The organism is Anabaena sp. UHCC 0253, assembly GCF_009712085.1.
Taxonomy (GTDB): domain Bacteria; phylum Cyanobacteriota; class Cyanobacteriia; order Cyanobacteriales; family Nostocaceae; genus Dolichospermum.
The window spans coordinates 319,719-341,922 of sequence record NZ_VILD01000003.1 but is presented as its reverse complement, the minus strand read 5'-3'; the positions used below and the strand labels follow the sequence as shown (position 1 = coordinate 341,922).

The 22,204-nt window shown below is 36.3% G+C and carries 22 protein-coding genes and 1 pseudogene; 19 read left to right on the top strand and 4 right to left on the bottom strand.

Features of this window, described 5'->3' with window-relative positions:
- The 3 genes from FJR38_RS09815 to FJR38_RS09805 form a co-directional block, all read right to left on the bottom strand.
- Window positions 1-1,196, bottom strand: a 1,196-nt coding sequence (locus FJR38_RS09815; RefSeq protein WP_168536755.1) for an RtcB family protein, incomplete at its 3' end; no start/stop codon positions are given.
- Between the two features lie 248 nt (window positions 1,197-1,444).
- A complete protein-coding gene (locus FJR38_RS09810; protein WP_168536753.1) occupies window positions 1,445-2,350 on the bottom strand; it encodes an alpha/beta fold hydrolase in 906 nt (301 codons plus the stop codon).
- Between the two features lie 84 nt (window positions 2,351-2,434).
- Window positions 2,435-2,935, bottom strand: a complete 501-nt coding sequence (locus tag FJR38_RS09805; protein ID WP_168495206.1) for a HugZ family protein — start codon at window positions 2,933-2,935, stop codon at window positions 2,435-2,437.
- Window positions 2,936-3,088: 153 nt separating this feature from the next.
- Between FJR38_RS09805 and FJR38_RS09800 the strand changes: the two genes are divergently transcribed.
- The 18 genes from FJR38_RS09800 (at window position 3,089) to FJR38_RS09720 (ending at window position 21,010) form a co-directional block, all read left to right on the top strand.
- The gene (locus FJR38_RS09800) at window positions 3,089-4,573 is read left to right on the top strand and encodes a CIA30 family protein (RefSeq protein WP_168495172.1); all 1,485 of its coding nucleotides are present in this window, start codon (window positions 3,089-3,091) and stop codon (window positions 4,571-4,573) included.
- A 72-nt stretch (window positions 4,574-4,645) separates the two neighbouring features.
- Window positions 4,646-4,996, top strand: coding sequence for a hypothetical protein (locus tag FJR38_RS09795; protein ID WP_254445278.1), 351 nt, complete (start codon window positions 4,646-4,648; stop codon window positions 4,994-4,996).
- Between the two features lie 12 nt (window positions 4,997-5,008).
- Window positions 5,009-5,392 (top strand): GFA family protein, encoded by a 384-nt coding sequence (locus FJR38_RS09790; protein WP_168495170.1) that lies wholly within the window; start codon window positions 5,009-5,011, stop codon window positions 5,390-5,392.
- Window positions 5,393-5,486: 94 nt separating this feature from the next.
- Window positions 5,487-5,930 (top strand): CAAD domain-containing protein, encoded by a 444-nt coding sequence (locus FJR38_RS09785; RefSeq protein WP_254445277.1) that lies wholly within the window; start codon window positions 5,487-5,489, stop codon window positions 5,928-5,930.
- A gap of 211 nt (window positions 5,931-6,141) precedes the next feature.
- Window positions 6,142-6,525: a hypothetical protein gene (locus FJR38_RS09780; protein WP_168495168.1), complete on the top strand. Its 384-nt coding sequence runs from the start codon at window positions 6,142-6,144 to the stop codon at window positions 6,523-6,525.
- Between the two features lie 602 nt (window positions 6,526-7,127).
- A complete protein-coding gene (locus FJR38_RS09775) occupies window positions 7,128-8,135 on the top strand; it encodes a mechanosensitive ion channel family protein (RefSeq protein ID WP_168495166.1) in 1,008 nt (335 codons plus the stop codon).
- A gap of 172 nt (window positions 8,136-8,307) precedes the next feature.
- Entirely contained in the window at window positions 8,308-9,279 is a 972-nt protein-coding gene (gene hemC, locus FJR38_RS09770; protein ID WP_168495148.1) for a hydroxymethylbilane synthase, read from the top strand.
- Between the two features lie 268 nt (window positions 9,280-9,547).
- Window positions 9,548-10,963, top strand: coding sequence for a glycogen synthase GlgA (gene glgA / locus FJR38_RS09765; protein ID WP_168495146.1), 1,416 nt, complete (start codon window positions 9,548-9,550; stop codon window positions 10,961-10,963).
- A 94-nt stretch (window positions 10,964-11,057) separates the two neighbouring features.
- The gene (locus FJR38_RS09760) at window positions 11,058-11,450 is read left to right on the top strand and encodes a deaminase domain-containing protein (protein ID WP_168536751.1); all 393 of its coding nucleotides are present in this window, start codon (window positions 11,058-11,060) and stop codon (window positions 11,448-11,450) included.
- A gap of 14 nt (window positions 11,451-11,464) precedes the next feature.
- Window positions 11,465-11,929 carry an SMI1/KNR4 family protein gene (locus tag FJR38_RS09755; RefSeq protein WP_254449413.1) on the top strand — a complete coding sequence of 155 codons (465 nt, stop codon included), beginning with the start codon at window positions 11,465-11,467 and terminating at the stop codon, window positions 11,927-11,929.
- Window positions 11,930-12,099: 170 nt separating this feature from the next.
- Window positions 12,100-13,902, top strand: coding sequence for a P-loop NTPase fold protein (locus FJR38_RS09750; protein ID WP_168536749.1), 1,803 nt, complete (start codon window positions 12,100-12,102; stop codon window positions 13,900-13,902).
- A gap of 110 nt (window positions 13,903-14,012) precedes the next feature.
- Window positions 14,013-15,101: a chorismate synthase gene (gene aroC, locus FJR38_RS09745; protein WP_168495140.1), complete on the top strand. Its 1,089-nt coding sequence runs from the start codon at window positions 14,013-14,015 to the stop codon at window positions 15,099-15,101.
- Window positions 15,102-15,230: 129 nt separating this feature from the next.
- A complete protein-coding gene (locus FJR38_RS09740) occupies window positions 15,231-16,325 on the top strand; it encodes an AAA family ATPase (protein WP_168495138.1) in 1,095 nt (364 codons plus the stop codon).
- The gene (locus FJR38_RS09735; RefSeq protein ID WP_174763538.1) at window positions 16,322-16,516 is read left to right on the top strand and encodes a DUF4276 family protein; all 195 of its coding nucleotides are present in this window, start codon (window positions 16,322-16,324) and stop codon (window positions 16,514-16,516) included. The genes FJR38_RS09740 and FJR38_RS09735 overlap by 4 nt, the downstream gene beginning before the upstream one ends.
- 103 nt (window positions 16,517-16,619) lie before the next feature.
- Window positions 16,620-16,916, top strand: a complete 297-nt coding sequence (locus tag FJR38_RS09730; protein WP_168495136.1) for a hypothetical protein — start codon at window positions 16,620-16,622, stop codon at window positions 16,914-16,916.
- 590 nt (window positions 16,917-17,506) lie between these two features.
- The gene (locus tag FJR38_RS09725; RefSeq protein WP_254445273.1) at window positions 17,507-18,889 is read left to right on the top strand and encodes an MFS transporter; all 1,383 of its coding nucleotides are present in this window, start codon (window positions 17,507-17,509) and stop codon (window positions 18,887-18,889) included.
- A gap of 135 nt (window positions 18,890-19,024) precedes the next feature.
- Window positions 19,025-19,474, top strand: a complete 450-nt coding sequence (locus FJR38_RS28385) for a hypothetical protein (RefSeq protein ID WP_254449412.1) — start codon at window positions 19,025-19,027, stop codon at window positions 19,472-19,474.
- A gap of 60 nt (window positions 19,475-19,534) precedes the next feature.
- Window positions 19,535-21,010 carry an alpha-amylase family glycosyl hydrolase gene (locus tag FJR38_RS09720; RefSeq protein ID WP_371418184.1) on the top strand — a complete coding sequence of 492 codons (1,476 nt, stop codon included), beginning with the start codon at window positions 19,535-19,537 and terminating at the stop codon, window positions 21,008-21,010.
- 128 nt (window positions 21,011-21,138) lie between these two features.
- On the opposite strand, the gene FJR38_RS09715 is transcribed toward FJR38_RS09720, so the two are convergent.
- On the bottom strand, window positions 21,139-21,522 hold the full coding sequence (locus FJR38_RS09715) for a GxxExxY protein (protein WP_168495132.1): 384 nt from the start codon (window positions 21,520-21,522) through the stop codon (window positions 21,139-21,141).
- A gap of 145 nt (window positions 21,523-21,667) precedes the next feature.
- Between FJR38_RS09715 and FJR38_RS09710 the strand changes: the two are divergent.
- Window positions 21,668-22,204, top strand: a pseudogene (locus FJR38_RS09710) (hypothetical protein); the annotation flags it as partial.

Sequence of the window (22,204 nt, the reverse complement as noted above, 5' to 3'; positions counted from 1 at the left end):
TTACCTTTGCCAACCATTAAGTAAGAAAAATCACCCATCGAACCAGGGATAATTACAGGTTGTCCTTGATATGCAGGACAAGCGCCTTTACGGGTTATCCATCTACCAATTTGAGAATTTGCATTTTGCGGTAAGGTAATATTGTGCGGTAAATCGTAAACCAAAGGTGCTTCCACATCTCCGTAAACTTCCCGCAACCGCAGACGTAACAATTCTGCTAACAACAGACGATTAATAAAAGCGTAGTTTGCAGCAGTCGCTTCTGCTTCTAAGTAACTAGCAACCAGTTCTAGGTGAGAATAACTAGAAAGGGGAAAAATTTGTGCTTCTGGGTATTTTAAACCCTTTGTCCAAGCAGCTTTGGCTTGATCTCGCCACATTCCGCCAATGTACTTACCCACATTCCGAGAACCGGAGTGAATCATAAAAGCTAATTGTCCCTCACGCACTCCCCAAGCATAAGCTAAGGAACGGTTTTCAACCTGATCAACTCGTTGCACTTCGACAAAATGATTACCACCACCAATGGTTGCTAGTCCGCCATCTCGCACCACTCCACTATCGGGTATCAATTCCTCTGGTGCAAGTTTCCAGTTACCAGCCATTGAACCACTCAGGAAAATGCGATCGCTTTCTTGGGCAATTTGTAGCAAATCTGACTTAATAAAACTGCCTGTAGGTGAATCTAACATCACATCTAGCCAACCCGTAACCCCATATTGAAATAGAGATTGCATGGTTTTAGCAGTCATTGTCACATCTCGCGTCCCAAAAAAGTAATCTCCTTTCATCAGTTCCACAAATTTGTCGCGCTTTGATAAAAATTGATCAATGGTCAAATCGGCTACGTGTAGGCGCATTCCACAGTTAATGTCAGAACCGACAGCAGCAGGAATGACTTGACCTTCTGTTTCTACAATTGAACCAATTGCTACACCAGCATCACCAGGATGAAAATCTGGTGTAGCACAAGCACGACATACACAACCGCCAGAGGGGTGGCGAATATTGGCTAAATTCGCTAACTGTTTGAGTGCTTTTGCTTCTACAGGAAAACCTTCTGGTAGTAATACTTCGGCTACTGGGGTATCCGGTGAGTTAACTAGACGCACAGAATAAGTGCTATTTTGATAAGTTACGTCTAAACCCTGCTTTTCTAAAGCACGCATGAGACGTTGTATATTTTTTGGCTGCATGAAAATTCCATGAGAGTCTTAAACTAAACTCTTGGCTTTGAAGTGATAAACGAGACATGGTTTCAGCAGCCGCGTCTCTAGTATTTTTGTGGTTGTTTGCCCGAAGTTATGGCGAAAACAACAATATCACTATTATACATGATTGCCAAAAAAAATCCAATGGACAGTTGGTAAAAATTAAATATCCATTTTTCTTAATCCTTATAGAGACGTTCCATTAAACCTCTCTACCTTTTAATTTCTTGAATTTATATTCTTAATTCCCCAGCTTTATTGTATTTTTGCAAAATTCCCATAACAACCGCTGGTATTTCTAAATGGGGGAGAATTCCCGCGTCGGGTATTTCATGAAAACCTTTAATCACACCAGGATTTAAACTTGCTAACCGTCGTCCTAAATCAATATTGGTAAATTGTGCTTTTTCTCCCCATAACATTACAGTGGGAACTTGAAGTTGTTGAATATATAAACTCAAATCAAAATAAAGATTTCCTCGTAAAAATGCCAAAGCCGCAAACTTAGCTTGATGTTGTTGTGCAGAACTTAGATAAGCATTTACCATTTCTTGAGTCAATCTTTCTGGGTTAGCAAAAAGAAAACTTTGTAAAAAATTCCTGACTGCAATTTCGTTTTCTGCACCTAAAGCATAAATTAAATTATCTACTAGAGGTGTAGTAATTAAAGAAAGTGGTAATCTCCTCCCTGCACCTTCTCCAAAATCATTAAAACCAGAAGGACAAACTAAAAACAACACTTTGAATAAATCGGGATAAGTCACCGCGAGACGAATAGTAAAAGCCGCAGTTAAAGAAGATGCTATTACCGTTACAGGTTGATGACAAGTTTGAGTAATAAACTCAATAATCGTCGTTAAATAATCTTGAATTTGATAATCTCGCACCGGGTGAGCAGATTTTCCCCAACCAATTAAATCTGGGGCTAAAATTCGATATTGTGAAGCATAAGCTGGGTAAATTTTCGACCATTCATAAGCAGAAGCACCACCACCAAAATTATGCAGAAATAATAATGGTGGTAAATCTTTATCTTTTGCATTTTCCCAAGGTGCGCTAACTTGGGTATAGTAAACCATTGCACCTAAAGATGTATGAATGAATTTACTACCAAAACCAGGAGGTTGAAATCTTAGCATAATTAATTAAAAGTTGCTGAAAAGTTTTTTTAGTAGGGGCGCAGGGCCTGCGCCCATTCAGGAGTCACTACCAGCAAGTCCTGATTATGAAAGTGAATCTTTGGTAATTTGGACAAGTTGATTTATATTATCAGCATTAATATTATAAGCAGAGCCGAACCCAATTACAAAACGACCGCTATGAGGTTTAAGTTGCAAAATCCGAAAATCAGGTAAACTGCGTAAAGTGGTAATCAATTCTCCAAACCGAATTTGAAATTTATCAACAATTTGCTGCCATTTTTCAGTATCTCTTTCTATCAAACTAGCAGTACAATCAAAATTTAATCGCCGACGAGCAAAAATTTGTTTAGTTTTAACTTCGTCGTCAATAAATAAAACACTTACATAAGGACTAGCATAAATATTTTGGGTGTGAGTAGCTAGTCCACTAACATAGATGTAGATGTTTTTATCATCATCCATTACAAAAGGCGCATAACTAGCATTAGGAATTCCCTCTTTACTCACGGTACTAATAATAATGCTAGTAAATCCTTGGGGAAAGTTCTCGTATTCAGTTTGGGCTTTTTCAAATTGAGTCATCATGATATTATTCATTTTAACTAACCGCAGAGGCGCAGAGGAAGAGATATTTAACTTTTATTCGGGACTGTTAGATTATACCCAGGATTGGATCTTTTTCACCATGTACTCACAAAATTGATACAATGAGACTAGAGTGATTAAATAGTAACTATGAATAATAACAATAGTTCTCGATGGGATTTATGCAGGTTTATCAAAACTCTAACTTATTTTGAAGTATTTCCGGTTCTTAACTGGATACAAAAAATATTTCAAGGTAGTCCTAAAGATGAACAAAATATATCAAAAGAAGGAAGAAATATGCCTGTGATTCTAGTAGCTGGTGCGACTGGTGGAGTCGGTAAACGAGTTGTCAAAAAATTGGTAGCACAGGGGTATAATGTCCGCTGTTTAGTTCGAGATATTGAGAAAGCGCGGCCAATTTTGGGTGATGATATTGATTTGGTAGTTGGAGATATTACGAAACCAGAAACTTTGACAAATTTAGTTATGGCTAATATTCAAGCCGTAATTTGTTGTACCTCCGTGCGTGTCCAACCTGTGGAAGGAGATACACCAGATAGAGCAAAATATAATCAAGGTGTGAAATTTTATCAACCGGAAATTGTCGGAGATACACCAGAAAATGTTGAATATAAAGGTGTGAAAAATTTAGTAGAAACAGCAGCAAAATATCTAGTTTCTGTGGGTGAAAAACCCATATTTGATTTTACTAAACCATCAGATGAAATCAAAAATATCTGGGGTGCTTTAGATGATGTAGTCATGGGTGGTGTCAGCGCCAGTAGTTTCCAAATTAAGGAAAATACAGCAGTATTTACAGGAAATGTTTCTACTGCTAATTCTGGGGGTTTTGCTTCTGTCAGAACTAAGAATTTTTCACCTTTACTTGATTTATCAGGTTGTCAAGGTGTGAAGTTACGGGTTAAAGGTGATGGACAACGTTATAAAATATTTTTACGCACAGAATCAACTTGGGACGGAGTTGGTCATAGCTATTCTTTTGATACTGTTGCTAATACTTGGCTAGATATTCAGATTCCTTTTGCAGATTTAGTTCCCGTATTTCGTGCCAAAATTGTTAAAGATTGTCCACCAATGGATGTTAGTAAAGTTTGTTCTTTGCAACTAATGTTGAGTAAGTTTGAATATGATGGTGCTTTAAATCCTCACTTTTCTCCAGGTATTTTTTCCCTGGAAGTTGAATCAATTAAAGCTTATGGTGGGGAAACTTTACCTCAATTTGTTTTAATTAGTTCTGCTGGTGTAACTCGTCCAGGAAGACCAGGAATTAATTTAGAGGAAGAACCACCAGCGGTGAGATTAAATGACCAATTGGGAGGGATTTTAACTTGGAAGTTGCGAGGGGAAGAAAGTGTAAAAGCTAGTGGAATTCCTTATACAATTATTAGACCTTGTGCTTTGACAGAAACAGCAGGAGGAAAAGCATTAATCTTTGAACAAGGTGATAATATTAAAGGAAAAATTAGCCGTGATGATGTGGCAGAAATTTGTGTCCAAGCAATCAAAGAACCAAAAGCTAGTAATCTAACTTTTGAAGTGAAAGAAAGTGAAGAAAATGCTCATAATCCAGATTGGAAAAAACTATTTTCTTCTTTACAACCTGATCAATGAAAATTGATTAATTAGCTGATTTGTTGGGTTTCCTTTGTCAACCCAACCTACAATTTTTGCTTAATTAATAATATGATGTTCAGAAGATTTCTATTAATGGGGGTATTGGTAATTATTGTTTGGAGTGGTATTTTGTTAAATACGGCTTCACCACAACAGGTTGATTTTCGTGTTAATAATTTAGAAGCTGATGTTAGGACTCTAAATTTACGCTTACAGCAGCTTGAATTAATGGTTAGAAAAAATAATCAATTACCATCTGCAAATAGCCTTCCCGGTTCTCCTAATTTGAGACAGAAGTTAACACAACCACAACAGGAAAAAATGTTTGATAACTTAGCAACTTTAGTAGTTGAATTAAATCAAAAAGTTAACAAACTAACGATGCGAGTTAATCAACTTGAAAAACTTAATGTTAAGTAGAGATATTTAAAGATGAATCAATCTGTTACTTATGAAGGTGGTTGTCATTGTGGTAAAGTTAGATTTCAGGTCATAGTTGATAACCACAAAGTAGATGATTGCAATTGTTCAATTTGTGCTAAAAAAGGATTTTTGCATTTAATTGTCCCCCAAAAACAGTTTACTTTGCTACAGGGTGAGGATGTATTAAAAACTTACAGATTTAATACAGGAGTAGCACAACATAAATTCTGTGGTATTTGTGGTATTCATTCCTTTTATATTCCCCGTAGTCACCCTGATTGTATTGATGTCAATGTGCGGTGTTTAGATGGGAATGTAATTGGTGATTTTGAAATTGTACCTTTTGATGGTGCAAATTGGGAAGAAAATATTCATAAGCTAAAGAGAGGTTAAATGTTTTATTTTTTTAATAATTGAAAATTTTAGCCTCTAACCTGTTATATTTTAATCACGTCCATTCACTTGTCAAAAATGTTGTAATTCCCAAATGACAACCATGATGGAAACTCAAGCACCGCAACCAGAACAAGCAAATTCTACTTCTCCACAAGATATCTTATCTTTTTCAGATGGAGACAATGGCAATTTACCAAAGCTACCTCCTGCTAAGGAAACTGAATCCCAATGGCAAAAAATTAGTAGCCAAATTGTTGATTTCTTTAATAAACTGCCAGATTATTTAGGCAGTATTTTGAACAACAATAAGCAAGGTTTAATCACCTTACTTTTAATTTTATCAGCTTTAGTCACAGTTAAAGTAGCGATCGCATTACTAGACGCTGTGAATGATATACCGTTACTACAACCAATTTTTGAGTTGATCGGCCTATTTTACTCTATTTGGTTTACTGCCCGTTATCTCCTTAAATATGAGACTCGGCAAGAATTATCTCAGAAATTTAGCTCTTTCAAACAAAAATCATTAGGTTAAATATTTTCTGAGAAATAATTACTAATAAAATGTAGATAGGACAATCATCTATCTACATTTTCTTTTGAATTTAAAAATATAATCTACATCTATAGATAGATGTTTTTGATCAAAGTATTTTTGGAAGTTCCTCCTGAAGATAGTATCTTTATCTGCCAAAAAATTCTAATCTAGAGTTTGGAATGCTGAAAAAGCCAAAAGGACTAATTGTATGAATGAGCAAAATGAAAAAATTACTTCAGATTCTTATGATCGGGGAATAATTCCAGCCGAAACAGCAGCACGAATCAAACGTGAAGGAGAACATTATAAACACCGTCCTACAGAAGAAAATCTTTCCAGTGCGTCTACTGATAACCAAACTCATATTGACAGTATTCGCACAACAGATGGTTACACAATTGATCAAGAGGGTTTGTTGAATAATTATCCAGTTGAACCAGAAATGTATTATGAAGTCCCTGGTGATGCACGGGAAGCAGCAGAAAAAGAGAAAGCAGAACGGATACAGGAATTACGAGAAGTCAATGAAGATAAAACCGGTTTGCTAACAGAGAATTTTGATAAAAGAGGTAAAGGACCAGGAATAATTTAAGAGAATTGAGTTCAAAAAGCATTGGCCTCACCATATAATAGAGTTACATCTTTTGCAAGAGATCCGCTATCAAAAAGGTAAAACGCACCTATATCTCTGAAATTAACGAAAAATCAAGATTCTTACTGACGTGGGGAATTCTGCTGTATCTAGCAGGTGACAGGGTGGACAGTCTTGATATCAGTATTTAACCAGATCCAATATGAATTGTCCCTACGCCTTTTCTGTCAGATGTTTGAAGATTTGGCTTTTTTTGTATATTTATTCATTTTTATTTATTTCTAAGATTATTAAATGAGTGTAAACAAAATATACCTAACTTCTCCAATAAATCGAGTATTTAAGGTTATGATTTATGCCTTTGTGCTGACGGGAGATACACAAATCTAGCAGCGACAAGACGAATTATTGTACTTAGACAATATTTTCTGGAGATTGTTTGGTAAACAATAAGGTAAAATCTAGCCAGGATAATTTACTGATGCTGATATCCTAATCTGAGGTTTAATTAATTGTAGTCATCCTATCTTTGAGTTACAAACAGACTCATGAGGGCAGACAACAGATAATATAAGACGTTCATAAATGATTTAGGGTGCTATATGATCGAATGGATTATACCGTTTGTATTTATTCTGGCTGGATTACTTGCTGGATTAGTTGGCGAAAAAGTGATTTTCAGAAAACTGAAAACATTTGTGACTAAAAAACAAATTCCTGGCAGTGAAATTATATTTCAATCATTGCACAGGATGACATTTATCTGGTTTGTAATTGCCGGATTTTTTTGGGCTATTCTTAGTTCTCCCCTCAAACCAGATATCGCTAATGTTCTGCAAAAAATTCTGACTATAATTCTGCTATATTCAGTGACATTAGTCCTAGCTAGATTAGCAGATGGTTTTGTGACTTTATTAGTTCGCAGAACAGAAGGAGTTTCTACATCACTACTATCTAATCTTGCTAAAATTGCAGTTTTAATGTTAGGGACATTAATCCTTTTGCAAACTGTAGGTATTGAAATTACACCTATAATTACGACATTAGGAGTTGGAGGTTTAGCAGTAGGTTTAGCACTACAAGATACATTAGCAAATTTATTTTCTGGTTTTTATTTGGTTATGTCTAAGCAAGTGAGAACTGGAGATTATGTAAAGTTAGATGATGGCAATCAGGGTTACGTTGCAGATATCACATGGCGGAATACAACGATTAGAGAAATTTCTAATAATGTGATAATTGTCCCTAATTCTAAGTTAGCGTCGGCGATTTTTACTAATTACCATCTACCTGAGAAAGAAATTACTTTAACAATGAATATTGGTGTTAGTTACAAGAGTGATTTGGATTTAGTAGAAAGAGTTACTATCGAAGTTGCCAAAGAAGTTATGCAAGAAATTGCACCGGAATTAATTAAAAATGAACCTTATCTTAGGTTTCATACTTTCAATGATTTTAGTATAGATTATACACTTTATATGCGGGTTAGTGAATTTTTCGATCAGCGGATTGGTAAACACTTATTTGTGAAGAAACTGCACAAACGTTATCAGCTAGAGGGTATTGAAATTCCCTTTCCGATCAGAGATATTTATGTGCATGAAGGTTAATTTCACAATCCTGGCTCAGAACTTATTGAGCTAATTAGGTTAAATTGTAAATAAATGTAAAGCAATTTGCCAATAAAATCTTCACAGAATCAGCCTGATCCAATCCAGTGCGTCACTTGCTGCGGTAGTCTAGATAAATGTTAATTTATCGCCTGGTTTGACAAATAGTTTTATGACTTCAGTTTCTAGTCCTGCACGCACTACTATTCGTATTGGTTCACGTAAAAGCCAACTAGCCTTAGTTCAAACATACTGGGTGCAAGCGCAACTCCAGAAAAGCTTTCCTGACATTACTTTTGAAGTCCATACCATGTCTACCCAAGGGGACAAAATCCTGGATGTAGCATTGGCTAAAATTGGTGATAAAGGACTATTTACCAAGGAACTGGAATTGGGCATGATCAATAAAGATATTGATTTTGCTGTGCATTCCCTCAAGGATCTGCCAACTAACTTACCAGCAGGGTTGACACTAGCAGCAATTACAGAACGGGAAAACCCCGCAGACGCGGTGGTGCTGCATGAAAAGCATAAAGGTAAACAAATCGAGACTTTACCCGCTGGTGCGGTAATTGGGACTTCTTCCCTGCGACGACTGGCACAGTTACGTCATAAGTTCCCTCATTTTACATTTAAGGATGTCCGGGGAAACTTAATCACACGCATGGCAAAACTGGATGCTGGTGAGTATGATGCTTTAATTTTAGCAGTAGCTGGTTTAGAAAGATTGGAAATGAGCGATCGCATCCATCAAATTTTGACCCCGGAAGTCTCCCTCCATGCCGTTGGACAAGGCGCTTTGGGGATAGAATGCCGGGCTGATGATACTCAAGTAATTTCCTTGCTGAAAGCCATTGAACACCCGCAAACACGCGATCGCTGTTTAGCAGAAAGATCATTTTTACGAGTTTTAGAAGGCGGTTGTCAAGTTCCCATTGGTGTAAATACAGAAATCAATGGTGATCAATTAACACTAAAAGGTCTTGTGGCCAGCGTTGATGGTCAACAAATAGTTAAAGATACCGTCAGCGGTGCGGCTGCTGATGCTGAAAAGTTAGGCGCAGAACTAGCCAGTATTCTCAGATCACAAGGCGCTACAGAAATCTTAGAAAAAATCTTTACCGAGATTCAAAGAGGATCATAAGTTAATTGACAATTGACAATTGATAATTGACAACGAACAACTGACAACTAACCACTGACAATTGACAATTGACAATTGATAATTGACAACGAACAACTGACAACTAACCACTGACAATTGACAATTGATAATTGACAACGAACAACTGACAACTGACAACGAACAACGAACAACGGACAACGAACAACTGACAACTGACAACTGACAATTGACAACTGACAACTGACAATTGACAACTGACAATTGACAACTAACCACTGACAAAAATATGAGAATTTTATTTGTAGCGGCGGAAGCTGCTCCCATTGCCAAAGTTGGCGGAATGGGCGATGTTGTAGGTGCATTACCCAAAGTCTTGAGAGCAATGGGTCATGATGTCCGGATTTTTATGCCTTACTATGGCTTTGTTCCCGACAAAATGACAGTTCCTAAAGAACCCATTTGGAAGGGATCTGCCATGTTCCAGGAGTTTGCAGTTTACGAAGGTGTACTCCCTGGTACTGATGTTCCTTTGTATTTATTTGGACATCCAACCTTTCTACCTCGGCGGGTTTATGGTGGAGAAGATGAAGATTGGAGATTTACCTTATTTTCCAATGGTGCAGCGGAATTTTGCTGGAATTACTGGAAACCGGAAATTGTCCATTGTCATGATTGGCACACAGGAATGTTACCTGTATGGTTGAATCAATCCCCAGATATTACCACTGTATTCACCATTCATAACCTTGCTTATCAAGGACCTTGGCGTTGGTATTTGGAGAAAATTACTTGGTGTCCCTGGTATATGCAAGGACACAATACCATGGCAGCCGCAGTCCAGTTTGCCAATAAAGTAAATACAGTTTCTCCCACCTATGCAGATCAAATTAAAACACCTGCCTATGGTGAACAAATAGAAGGTTTATTATCTTTTATTAGTGGCAAATTATCAGGGATAATTAACGGCATAGATACTGATGTTTATGATCCAGCTAATGATAAATACATCAACCAAACCTTTACAATAGATACCCTAGATAAACGCAAAGCTAATAAAATAGCCTTGCAAGAAGAAGTGGGTTTAGAAGTTAATTCTAATGCCTTTCTCATCGGCATGGTGACAAGGTTAGTAGAACAAAAAGGGATGGATTTAGTATTACAAATCCTTGACCGTTTCATGGCTTATACAGATGCTCAGTTTGTGCTTTTGGGAACAGGCGATCGCTATTATGAAACCCAAATGTGGCAACTCGCATCCCGCTATCCCGGACGCATGGCTACCTATCTCCTGTATAATGATGCCCTTTCTCGTCGTATTTACGCTGGTACAGATGCTTTCTTAATGCCCAGCCGTTTTGAACCCTGCGGAATTAGCCAAATGATGGCTTTACGTTACGGTTCTGTCCCCATTGTCCGCCGCACAGGGGGATTAGTTGATACCGTCAGCCACTTTGATCCAGTCAATGAAGCGGGTACAGGTTATTGCTTTGACCGTTATGAACCCCTAGACCTCTTCACCTGCATGATTCGTGCTTGGGAAGGTTTCCGTTTCAAACCTCAATGGCAAGAATTACAAAAACGGGGAATGAGTGAAAACTTCAGTTGGTATGAATCTGCGAAACAGTACGATAAACTTTACCGTTCTATCTATGGTTTACCAGATATAGAACCAGAAACAGAAGCAACACCAGAATTAGTTTAAGGTGTTGTAGGAAGTTGGAAATTTAAACAATATTGATGGGGTGTTTATCTAGAATGCCCCTTTTTAATACACGATAGTATAAAATTTAAAAAAGATGGATTGGTTAGAGCGCGTCGCAGAAATTCGCAAAATTTGTAACGTGCCAGCACCAGCCCGAAATGTTGCTATTGCTAGAGTATGGGTAGATGAGACGTTTTTGGAGCTATTTGCTTTTAGTGGTAAACTGTTGCGAGAAGGAGCGGTTGGTTTACCCAATCAACCGATGTTTCAAGCCTTTGATATTGGTGGACACCGAAGAGACTTAGACTCAGAGTACAAAATATTAGAAGCGATCGCTGAAAAATATACAAATAATAGAGAAGTAAAGGGTAAAATTGAATTATTTACAGAGAGAGAGCCATGTGATTCGTGTGAGTATGTCATGAAGCAGTTTAGGCAAACTTTCCCGAACATTCAGCTAAATGTACATCACGGAAACATTGCATAAAGGAGTCGGTAGAAATGTCAATTTGCAATTTACCCGCACCACTTAATCTTATTTTTAATGAGAATCATCTTTCCCCATGTTCAGATTTGGAAATAATTCAACTTGAACGACAACAAGGTATTAATCTGCCTAGCACTTACAAAGACTTTCTGAAGATGATGGGGCATGGGGCAGGTAAGTTTTTACGTGGTTCAGATTGCTTTTATCAGCATTTACCAAAAATTCAAGAATGGGCTAAACAACTTTTAGTAGAAAATGATTTTCCTCAAGCTTTACCAGAGGATGCTTTTATATTTTTCATGCACCAGGGATATCAGTTCAGCTTTTTCAGACTTTCAGAAGGTGATAACCCACCAACTTATTCATATTGCGAAGGACAAGAAGAGCCTTATTTTGTTAAAAGTCATGATCAGTTTAGTGACTTTTTATCTGTGGAAATTAATCTTTATTTAAAGTCTTTGATGCTTATAGCGAGTTAGATATTTTTCACATTGAATTGAAAATTAGCTTTTTCTCTACTTGTTAGTTTTGGGAAATGTCGGGTTTTCTAGAGTCAGGCCAAACTACTCTCTAGGATGTTTTGTTTTAAAAGTATTTTTTGTCTGAATCAGGATATCCAGGATTTAAGGATTTACAGGATAATGATTTTATGAATAACAATGTAGATATGTTTGCTAAAAGCACAAATACAGTAAATTATGGAGTTAATCGAGAACAAGCAGAAAGTATTATCAAGAAATTCTTAGATAATGAAAATTATAGAGTTTTAGCTGTTAAGGGTAAATGGGGTGTTGGCAAAACACATTTAGTAAGGACTGTTTTAGAAGAACATCGTAAAAATGATTGTTTATATGCTTCTGTTTTTGGTATTTCTTCAATTGAACATTTGAAAGCAAGAATAGTTGCTAAACACCAAAAAACAATTAATAATGTCTTTGAATTTTTCAATCGCAATGCTAGCAGATTAGATAAAACTCCAAAACTAGACTTTAGATTATCTGGTGAAAAATCTCAAAAACTAGATTTTGGATTATCAGGTTCATTACTGACTATAGGTGGTGATTTGTTGCTGGAGATATTTTTTAATTTAAACGTTCATCACAATTCAATTATCTGTATTGATGATCTAGAAAGAAAATCTCAGCTTCCATTAAAAGATATATTTGGATTTGTTGAGTATTTGGTTCAAGATTTTAAATGCAAAATTATTCTTATTTATAATGAAGATAATCTCGATAAAGATTCACAAACTGATTTAGAAAGCTATCGTGAAAAAGTGATTGATAAAGAATTTAATCTGAATCCAACAGTAGAAGAAAATTTAGATTTTATATTTAAAGACTATTCTGATATAGATGTAATTAAAGAAGTATTCAAAAAAGCTGGTACAAATAATATTCGAGTTATCCGCAAAACTCAATGGCTCATTGATGAGCTTATTCTCTTAATGAAAGATTGGGAAGAGAGTTTACGTCATCAAATTATCAGAAATATTATTGTTATTAATATAGCAAAATTAGATACCGAATTTTGTAAAAGATTTTCTATTAATGGTATAGATCCTATGGATACTATATTATCAATATCTTATAATGCACAGAAATATTATGATCAATATAAAGAGGAAGATGATAAAACCGCTAACGAAAGATTTAAATTTAGGCTAAAAATTGGAGAGATAGGGTATATAAATTTAGAAGAATTAGATACAATTATAATCCAACTTATCGAAACAGCATTATTGAAGGATGAAGAGTTTATTAAAGAAGGGCAGATTTTAAATAAAAAAGAACAAAGGGATAAAATTATTAAAAAACTTGATGGGCTTTCAAATCATCTTTATAGATTTAAATACTATAATTCATTTGCAGATAATGAGCAAGAGATTATTAATGGAATCCTTACTTTTCTAGAAGAGAATCATCTTCAATTGAGCCTCCCACAATTTGAACAACTTGAAAGATTTGCTTCAATATTAGGACTCGATATTTCTAGTTACGAAAAATCCCTATTAGAAACCATATTAACGGAGATTTTAGAATACAACTATTATGATGATTTAATCAGTTTTAGACATCAAGTAACTAAATATCCTGATTTAGAATTCTATTTAAACGAGAAAATTAAAGAATATTACCAGACATTAGATATTACTACAGCTTTGCAAAATATAATTAATGTTGATTCCTCTTCAAGATCATCTAGAGTTCAAGAAGATATTAAATTTTTGAAAAGCTGTACCGTTGATGACTACTGTCAATGGCTTAAAAAAGGTCATCCTGAGTTAGTGGAAATGGTTAGATGGTTACTAAATTCTGGTTATCAACCAGTATCCCAAAACCTAGAAAAAGCTCTTCGCATATTAGCTGAATGTAGTAGAATAAATAAAATTAGAGCAACGTACCTCTACAATATAGATATAAATAATCAACCTCATCCTGAAAATCCTTAAATCCTGGACATCATGATTCTGACAAAAAACATTACTGAATAACCCACATAGCGTAAAAAATCCCCAACTCCATGTAAAATACAGATTCCGGTCTGTATTTCCTCAACATCATGGGCAGCACTTTTGGTCATCTTTTCCGTATTACGACTTTTGGCGAATCTCACGGCGGCGGTGTGGGAGTTATTATTGATGGTTGTCCCCCACAACTGGAAATTTCCGCTGAAGAAATTCAATTTGAGTTAGATAGAAGACGGCCAGGACAAAGTAAAATTACCACTCCTCGCAAAGAAGCAGACACCTGTGAGATTCTATCTGGGGTGTTTGAGGGGAAAACCCTGGGAACACCGATCGCTATCTTAGTCAGAAATAAAAATACTCGTCCTCAAGATTATGATGAGATGGCGCAAAAATACCGTCCTTCTCACGCAGATGCTACCTATGATGCTAAGTATGGATTCAGAAATTGGCAAGGTGGCGGTAGGTCGTCAGCGCGTGAGACAATAGGGAGGGTTGCTGCTGGTGCGATCGCTAAAAAGATTCTTCGTCAAGTTGCAAATGTAGAAGTTATTGCTTATGTCAAGCGCATCAAAGATTTAGAAGGTGTTGTTGATACTAATACTGTCACTTTAGAAGACGTAGAAAGCAATATTGTCCGTTGTCCAGATGGCGCAATTGCTAACACTATGATTTCATTAATTGAACAAACCGGTCGAGATGGTAATTCCATTGGTGGTGTAGTTGAATGTGTGGTGCGGAATGTTCCCAAGGGTTTAGGAGAACCAGTTTTTGATAAATTAGAAGCAGATTTAGCAAAAGCAGTAATGTCATTACCCGCAAGTAAAGGTTTTGAAATCGGTTCTGGTTTTGATGGAACTTTGCTAACAGGTTTTGAACATAACGACGAATTTTACATAGATGAAAATGGGGAAATTCGCACAGTAACCAACCGTTCTGGAGGAATTCAAGGGGGAATTTCCAACGGTGAGAATATTATTATCCGAGTTGCTTTCAAACCAACCGCCACTATTAGAAAAGAACAAAAAACCGTAACTAAGGAAGGTGAAGAAACCCTTTTAGCCGGAAAAGGTAGACATGATCCTTGTGTTTTACCCCGCGCTGTACCGATGGTTGATGCAATGGTAGCTTTGGTTTTATGTGATCACTTGTTACGTCATTATGGACAATGTAAGGTGTTGTAGAAAGTTGGAATTTTAGGCAATTTTGATGAATCAACAAAGTATTGATTTAACAATTTATCTAATTTTTGATAATGGTATAAATCTAGCCATATCAGCAGTCCAAAAACTTAAAAATCAGGAGATTATTCTATGCCTGAATTGATCAGTGAAAGGCAGCTATCGAGAATTGTTTTGAAGGGCTTTAAGTCCATTGCAAAATGCGACGTTGAGCTTTCTCAACTCAACATACTCATTGGCTGCAATGGTGCTGGTAAATCTAATTTTATCGGCTTTTTTCGGATGATTGAGCAGATGCTTGAAAATAAACTGCAAGTTTTTGTCAGTCGTCAAGGTGGACCCGATGCAATTTTGCATTTTGGTCGGAAAATAACTGAACAATTAGAAGTTGAACTCTACTTTGGAAGAAACGGTTACTTTGCAACCTTTGAACCAACTCAGGATAACCGTTTGATGTTCTCCAAAGAATCTTTTTGGTGGAACATGAGTGGAGAGAAGAGAATCAGTAGTGGTCATTTTGAAACTAAAGCTCCAGAAGGGACTAAAACTGCAATTGATGACTATGTATTACCTGCTATGAAGCAATGGCGAGTTTATCATTTCCATGATACCAGCGACAGTGCTTATGTGAAGCAACCACATGGCATTAATGATAATGCTTACCTGCGTGCTGACGGGCGAAATCTTGCAGCTTTTTTGTATTTATTGAAAGAAAAATATTCTGAATCTTATCAACAAATCGTTAAAACAGTTCGACTTGTAGCTCCTTTTTTTGGTGATTTCTATCTACGACCTTCTCCACAAAATAATGATGTCATAGAACTAGAATGGTTTGAGCAAGGTCAGGATATTCCCTTTAAAGCTCATCATTTTTCTGATGGAACGTTGCGGTTTATCTGTTTAGCAACGGTTTTTTTGCAACCTAATTTATTTCAACCTGCAACAATTTTAGTGGATGAACCTGAGTTAGGTCTTCACCCTTATGCAATTACTGTTCTGGCATCGTTAATGCGTGCGGCTGCACAAAAAAAACAAGTTATTGTTTCTACTCAATCGGTGGAATTGCTAAATGAATTTGACGCGAAGGATGTGATTGTTGTAGATCGAGATGATGGTAAATCATTACTGAGAAGATTGAAAGAGGAAGATTTACATGAGTGGTTGGAAGATTACAGTTTAGGAGAACTTTGGAAAAAGAATATTCTTGGAGGAAGACCTTCACGATGATTCGAGTAAACGTTTTTGTGGAAGGACAGACGGAAGAAACTTTTGTTAGAGAATTACTCTACGCGCATTTTCAGCGACAAAATATTTACCTCAATCCAATTCTTGTAAGAACTAGTTCAACAGGTAAAGGTGGTGTGGATTGCAATGGATATTGGTTTGGATGTAATTCGTCAGCAGTGCCAACATTTTGATAAATGGTTAACAATTCTTGAGAATATTATGTTGTAGGGATTTTAAATTTCACCAAATTTTCAGCAGAAAATATACTATTCATATAAGTTTCCCATTTTATTTATGAGATGTAGAATTGAGAATAACATTTTATTTATTCACCAGGAAGACGTACCAGAATTTAAAAAAGGTGGTTCTGTCGTCAGAAATTCTTATTTTTGGGCATTACGTTCCATTGCTGGACGTGCTAAACGTTATAGTGATTGGGAATATGAATCAGAAGTTTGGATTGCACTAGAAAGAATGCTTTTATCTTTTACTGAATCAGGATATTTAGGTTATCGAGAAACAATGCTAGAGTTTCCCCTATCTCAAGGTGAAATTCCCAGCGTGTTGCGGAATGTAGCCACTTGGGAATAACTCTCTCTTTAATTTTTAATTCTTTTTTATACCTATTTTAGCTTTTAGAGCATCAAATACTTACTACATAAATTCCTCAAATTCCATTTTTCGCAATCATTCGTAAAATTTGTATTAATTATTGATCACTGTTAACAGTTTTGTTTTCTTTATGACTTACCAGAAAATTGTGTCATCTTCTATACTAAGAGAGTTTCCATAACCTTCGAGAGACTAAATGGTATTAATTCCTCTTATACCTAACAATAGGTTTTATACCCTGAAAATGAAGATAATCAATTAAATACATAGAAATTCTCAAAATACTGGGTAGAACTTTTGGGAATATAATCACAGAAATTTGAATTTACTGGTATTTTAGAAACCGGGGGATAAAATTTACCTAACGTTAAAACAATTACATACCTCAAACCTTATCTATTTATCCCGTGTAAAAAAACATTGACAACTCAAGATAAAATTTTTTTGTGGAAATGTAACACAAAGCTTTGTACCGATGAGTCGTATAATATTTTTTAAACTCGAAGCATCAGTGAACACTTGTTATTGACATCTATCATTCTTCACATTCTTACCAATTACTCAGCTAAATGATGAACGCTCTAAGTCAACTGATTGCAATAATTCGTGAAATACGCAGTTTTTTCCTCTTCTGGCTTGGACAATCTCTTTCCGAAATTGGAAATCGTCTGACCGGATTTGGTTTAAGCATATGGGTGTATCAAAATACACACGCCGTAACTCAACTGAGTTTAGTGATATTTTTTACCACTCTACCTGGTGTATTAATTACACCTATAGTTGGAGCATTAGTAGATAGATGGAATCGTCAAGTAATCATTATTATCAGTGATTTAGTCGCAGCGTTAATTACACTTACACTTGCATTACTTTTATTGACAAATCATTTAGAGGTTTGGCACACTTATATCTCTGCATTCTTGACATCACTATGTGGTTCTTTTCAAATGATTGCTAAATCTGCTGCTGTCACCATGATGGTAAAAAGTGATCAAATAGGAAGAGCTAATGGTTTAATTCAGTTAAGCACAGCCGTAGGACAGCTAACAGCACCAATTTTAGCCGGCGTACTGATAGCGGCTGTACAACTTCAAGGATTGCTATTAATTGATTTCTCAACCTATATCATTGCTTTAGTAACATTACTCTTTATTAAAATTCCTCAGCCTGAAGCTATTAACAATTCTGGCAAAGGAATAACTGTGATCATTGATGAAATTATCTATGGGTGGAAAAATATTTCATCCCGGATTTTTTTTGTAATTCTCCTCATATTTATGACCATTCATTTCTTTGTGAGTGGGATGACTACGGTTTTAATTGATCCATTAATATTATCATTTTCTTCTACCACCACCTTTGGTACAGTTATGTCAATTGCGGGCTGTGGTATGGTGGCTGGAAGTTTGGTAATGAGCTTTTGGGGAGGAGGAAAAACATCAATATATACACTATTTATATTTTCGGCATTAAATGGCATAGGATTAATAATTGCTGGAGCAAAACCCTTTATTCCTACGATCACATTAGGTCTTTGTATATCCTTTTTTACCATTCCTATCATTCTCAGTACAAACTATACAATTTGGCAAACTAATGTACATCCAAAAGTGCAAGGGCGCGTTCTTTCTTTGTTAGGTACAGTTACAGGACTAGGATTAGCTCTTGGCAATCTTACCGCCAGTCCCTTAGCTGACAGAATTTTAGAACCTATGTTATCTCCTGAAGGATTACTATCTACAACAGTAGGTCAACTAATTGAAATTGGAGAAGGGCGGGGGATAGGTTTCTTAATGATTATAGAAGGATTAATTGTTTTCATCACATCCATTAGTTTATACAATTACTTTTACTTTCAGAAACTTGATCAAAAATGGTTAATTCCTAAACTTGATGAACAATGGTTAATTCCTGAAATAACTGAAAAAGAGACTGTGACAAAAACGTACTAATTTTTTGTTCGTTAGCCTCACTTGCAGCTTTGATATTAAAAGTCAAAATTTCCATTTCTGATTGTTTGCCACTATTTATCGAGTCAATTTATGCGCTACTTTGATGAATACTGCGAAGTCCATCTTAACCCGATCATGGCACCATTTACCTGGGTGTTTAGAAGCGACGAGAAAATTTGTATTCAGTTTGGTGTTTCTCTATCGAAACATCCCGATAAGGGACAAATAGCCTATGAGTTAAATGATGAACAAGGATATTTTGATTCAGGGCGAATTACAGCCCATACGGAAGAAATTCTAGAAAATGGTTTTAAATTGTTTTCGGTGACTTTACCACCTATTGGTCATGGGGGAGGATACCGTTATAGATTGGGTTATCTTGATACTGATGGGAATGAACATACAAGTCAGCAGTCACGGTTTCTTCTAGTCTGCAATGATTCTCCTCGCGCCATGACGGAAATCCCATCAGCTTTTTTAGGGTTTGCGAATAATCAGCCTCTATACGGACCAATACCCCAAGGTAGAAATTACATCTGGTCCAGAGGACTGGGAAGCCCGTTTATTCTACTCAATTATTATTGACCGATTTGCTCGCAGTTCTGACAAAAATTTAACTGGTCTAGGTACAGTTAAATATGATCCATCTTCTCCTTATGCGAGCCATGGTGGCACAGTTCAAGGTGTGACACAAAAGATAGATTATTAAAATCACTGGGAATTCGAGCTATCATTTTAAGCCCAGTGTATGTTAATGCTGCTGATGGCTATCATGGCTATCATCCTATTCATCTGTTAATGGTTGATCCACGTCTAGGTACACTTAACTGTGTTCGTGAGCTTGTTAAAAAAGCCCATGAAGCTGATATTGCGGTAATTTTAGATGTCGTTAATAATCACATTGCCGATAGTATTAACTGGGAAGAGTATGGTGGTCCGGCTGGTGGAGAGTTCAAGTATGTGCAAGGTGAAGAAGCTGCTGTTATGCCTTTTCCCATAGAAGCACGCAATACTTGTCTTTTCCATGGACCAGAATACACCGATATGGTGAATCAAAGACTTTTTGGTTTTTTGGAAGATTGGCGAACAGAAGCAACTTATGTGCGATCGCTACTAATTCAACATCTTAAATACTGGATAGCGGAAACAGATATTGATGGTTTGCGATATGATTCGGCTCGTCACGTTGGACTTGATTTCTGGGAACCTTGTGTGGAGGAGATATTAAGGTATGCTACTCATTTAGGGAAAAAACGGTTTTTGCAAATAGCTGAACACGCTGGTAGTACCCATGAAGAAGTGCTGGAATATGATAGCGCCAAATTCACAAATTTAATAGACTATCCTACCTATTATAAAATCAAAAATTCCTTTGGTGATGGTAATTGGCTTGGGGGTTTAGCAGATTATTTTTGTGGTTTTCTAGAACCTTCACAGTCTTATTGTGGTGGTTGGCGAAATAATCTCATGTTTCTTGATAATCAAGATACAACAAGGATCTTCCATCAGTTTTTAAGCCGATTAGAAAATACAGAAGAGGCTCGAATTCGCCTGCATTTTTCCTTAGCCTGTTTAATTCTTGGACCACAGATACCTTTTATATATCAAGGAACAGAACAAGAGTTTTCTGGGGCTTTAGGTTTCCACCAAAAAGAGGATACAGGAGAATGGATTGGTCATGATTGTTATGTGCGGGAGGATATGTTCGATAATCCTGCTTGTGTATGGCGGTTTGGTCCGATTAACCGTAAATCTTTTGAGCCTTATAGCCAAGACAATTCAACTTTTAAGTTGATTCAACAATTAGCAGAAATTAGGTTAGAAAACAAATTAATTAATCAGGGAATTCGGACTCTTTTATCTTCTAGAAATAGTGGTTTATCATGTGTATTGCTTCATGAACAAAATTCAGAAAAACCATTGTTTGTAGCCATGAATTTGGGAGGAACACCGGTATTAGAAGAGGTTTGTACAATTCCTAATTGGTACGGTAAATTTTCTGGTATTGATTTGTTATTAGCTACTGCTGGTGGTGGATTGCAAATGATGGAACATGGAATGCGGATTATATTACCACCATTTACATTTGTTTTAGGACGATTGCTACCAGGTGATAGGTGAATAGCTAAAAACAAGGCGAGAATCGCGGATTTTACGGATTAAAGGATTTCACAGATTTTGGTTATCTTCGCAAATAAAAAAAATCTGTGTAATCAGTGTACTCCATATAATCTGCGATTCTGAATTTTTTATTTGTTAGTAAATACTAATCTCTTAAATGTCAAACTTTTACTTCCAAAGTTAATCAATAATCCAACTTCGAGTTTATATACTTTGAGATAGTTTAATGTTTGGGCTAGGTGTACGTCTTCGAGTTGGATTACTGCTTTGAGTTCAACTAATACTTTTTCTTCAACCACAAAATCGGCGCGGCGTTTACCAATTGGTTCGGGTAGGTTTTTGTAATAGATATGTTGTTCAATTTCTCTGGCAAAGGTTAATCCTGCTTGATGGAATTCGTAGGCAAGGGCGCGTTGATAAATTACTTCTTGAAAGCCGTTACCTAGAAATTTATGGACTTCAAAGGATGCACCGATAATTTTTTGGGTGATGTCTTGATATTTTAAGTCCATAGGTATCGAGATTGTGGATTAAGGAATTATGCGGGAAATAGTCAGAATCGCGGATTAGACGGATTAAAGGTATCGGCTCAATAAGTAGGGGTAACAGAGGAAAATAAGTGCAACGAGGTACACACAGTGTCATAGAATGGGAGACATGACACAAAAAATTATTGAGAGTGACAAATCAATATCAGATTTACTGCAAACCATCGAGCCAAAAGGGATTGCAGACGAATCAATGCGTCATACAGTAGAGATATTACTAAACCTAATAGAGCAATTACAATTAAAAGTCAAAAGCTTAGAGTCAGAGAATCAACGGTTAAAAGATGAAAACAACCGATTGAAGGGAGAACAAGGTCAACCAGACATAAAAGCCAAGAACAAGAAAGGGTTTGAAAATAAGCACTCATCAGAACAAGAAAGAAAGACCCCAAAACAGCACTCCAAGGGCAGTAAAAATCAAACAATTAAAATAGACAGAGAAAAAATCCTAGAATACCCCCAAGACAAACTACCAGCAGACGCACAGTTCAAAGGGTATGAAGAAGTAATCGTTCAAGACATCATCCTGAAAACCGATAATGTACTATTTCGGAAAGAGAAATACTACTCACCATTAGAAAGGAAAACTTATCTAGCAGAACTGCCTTGTGGTTATGAAGGAGAATTCGGACCCGGAATAAAAACC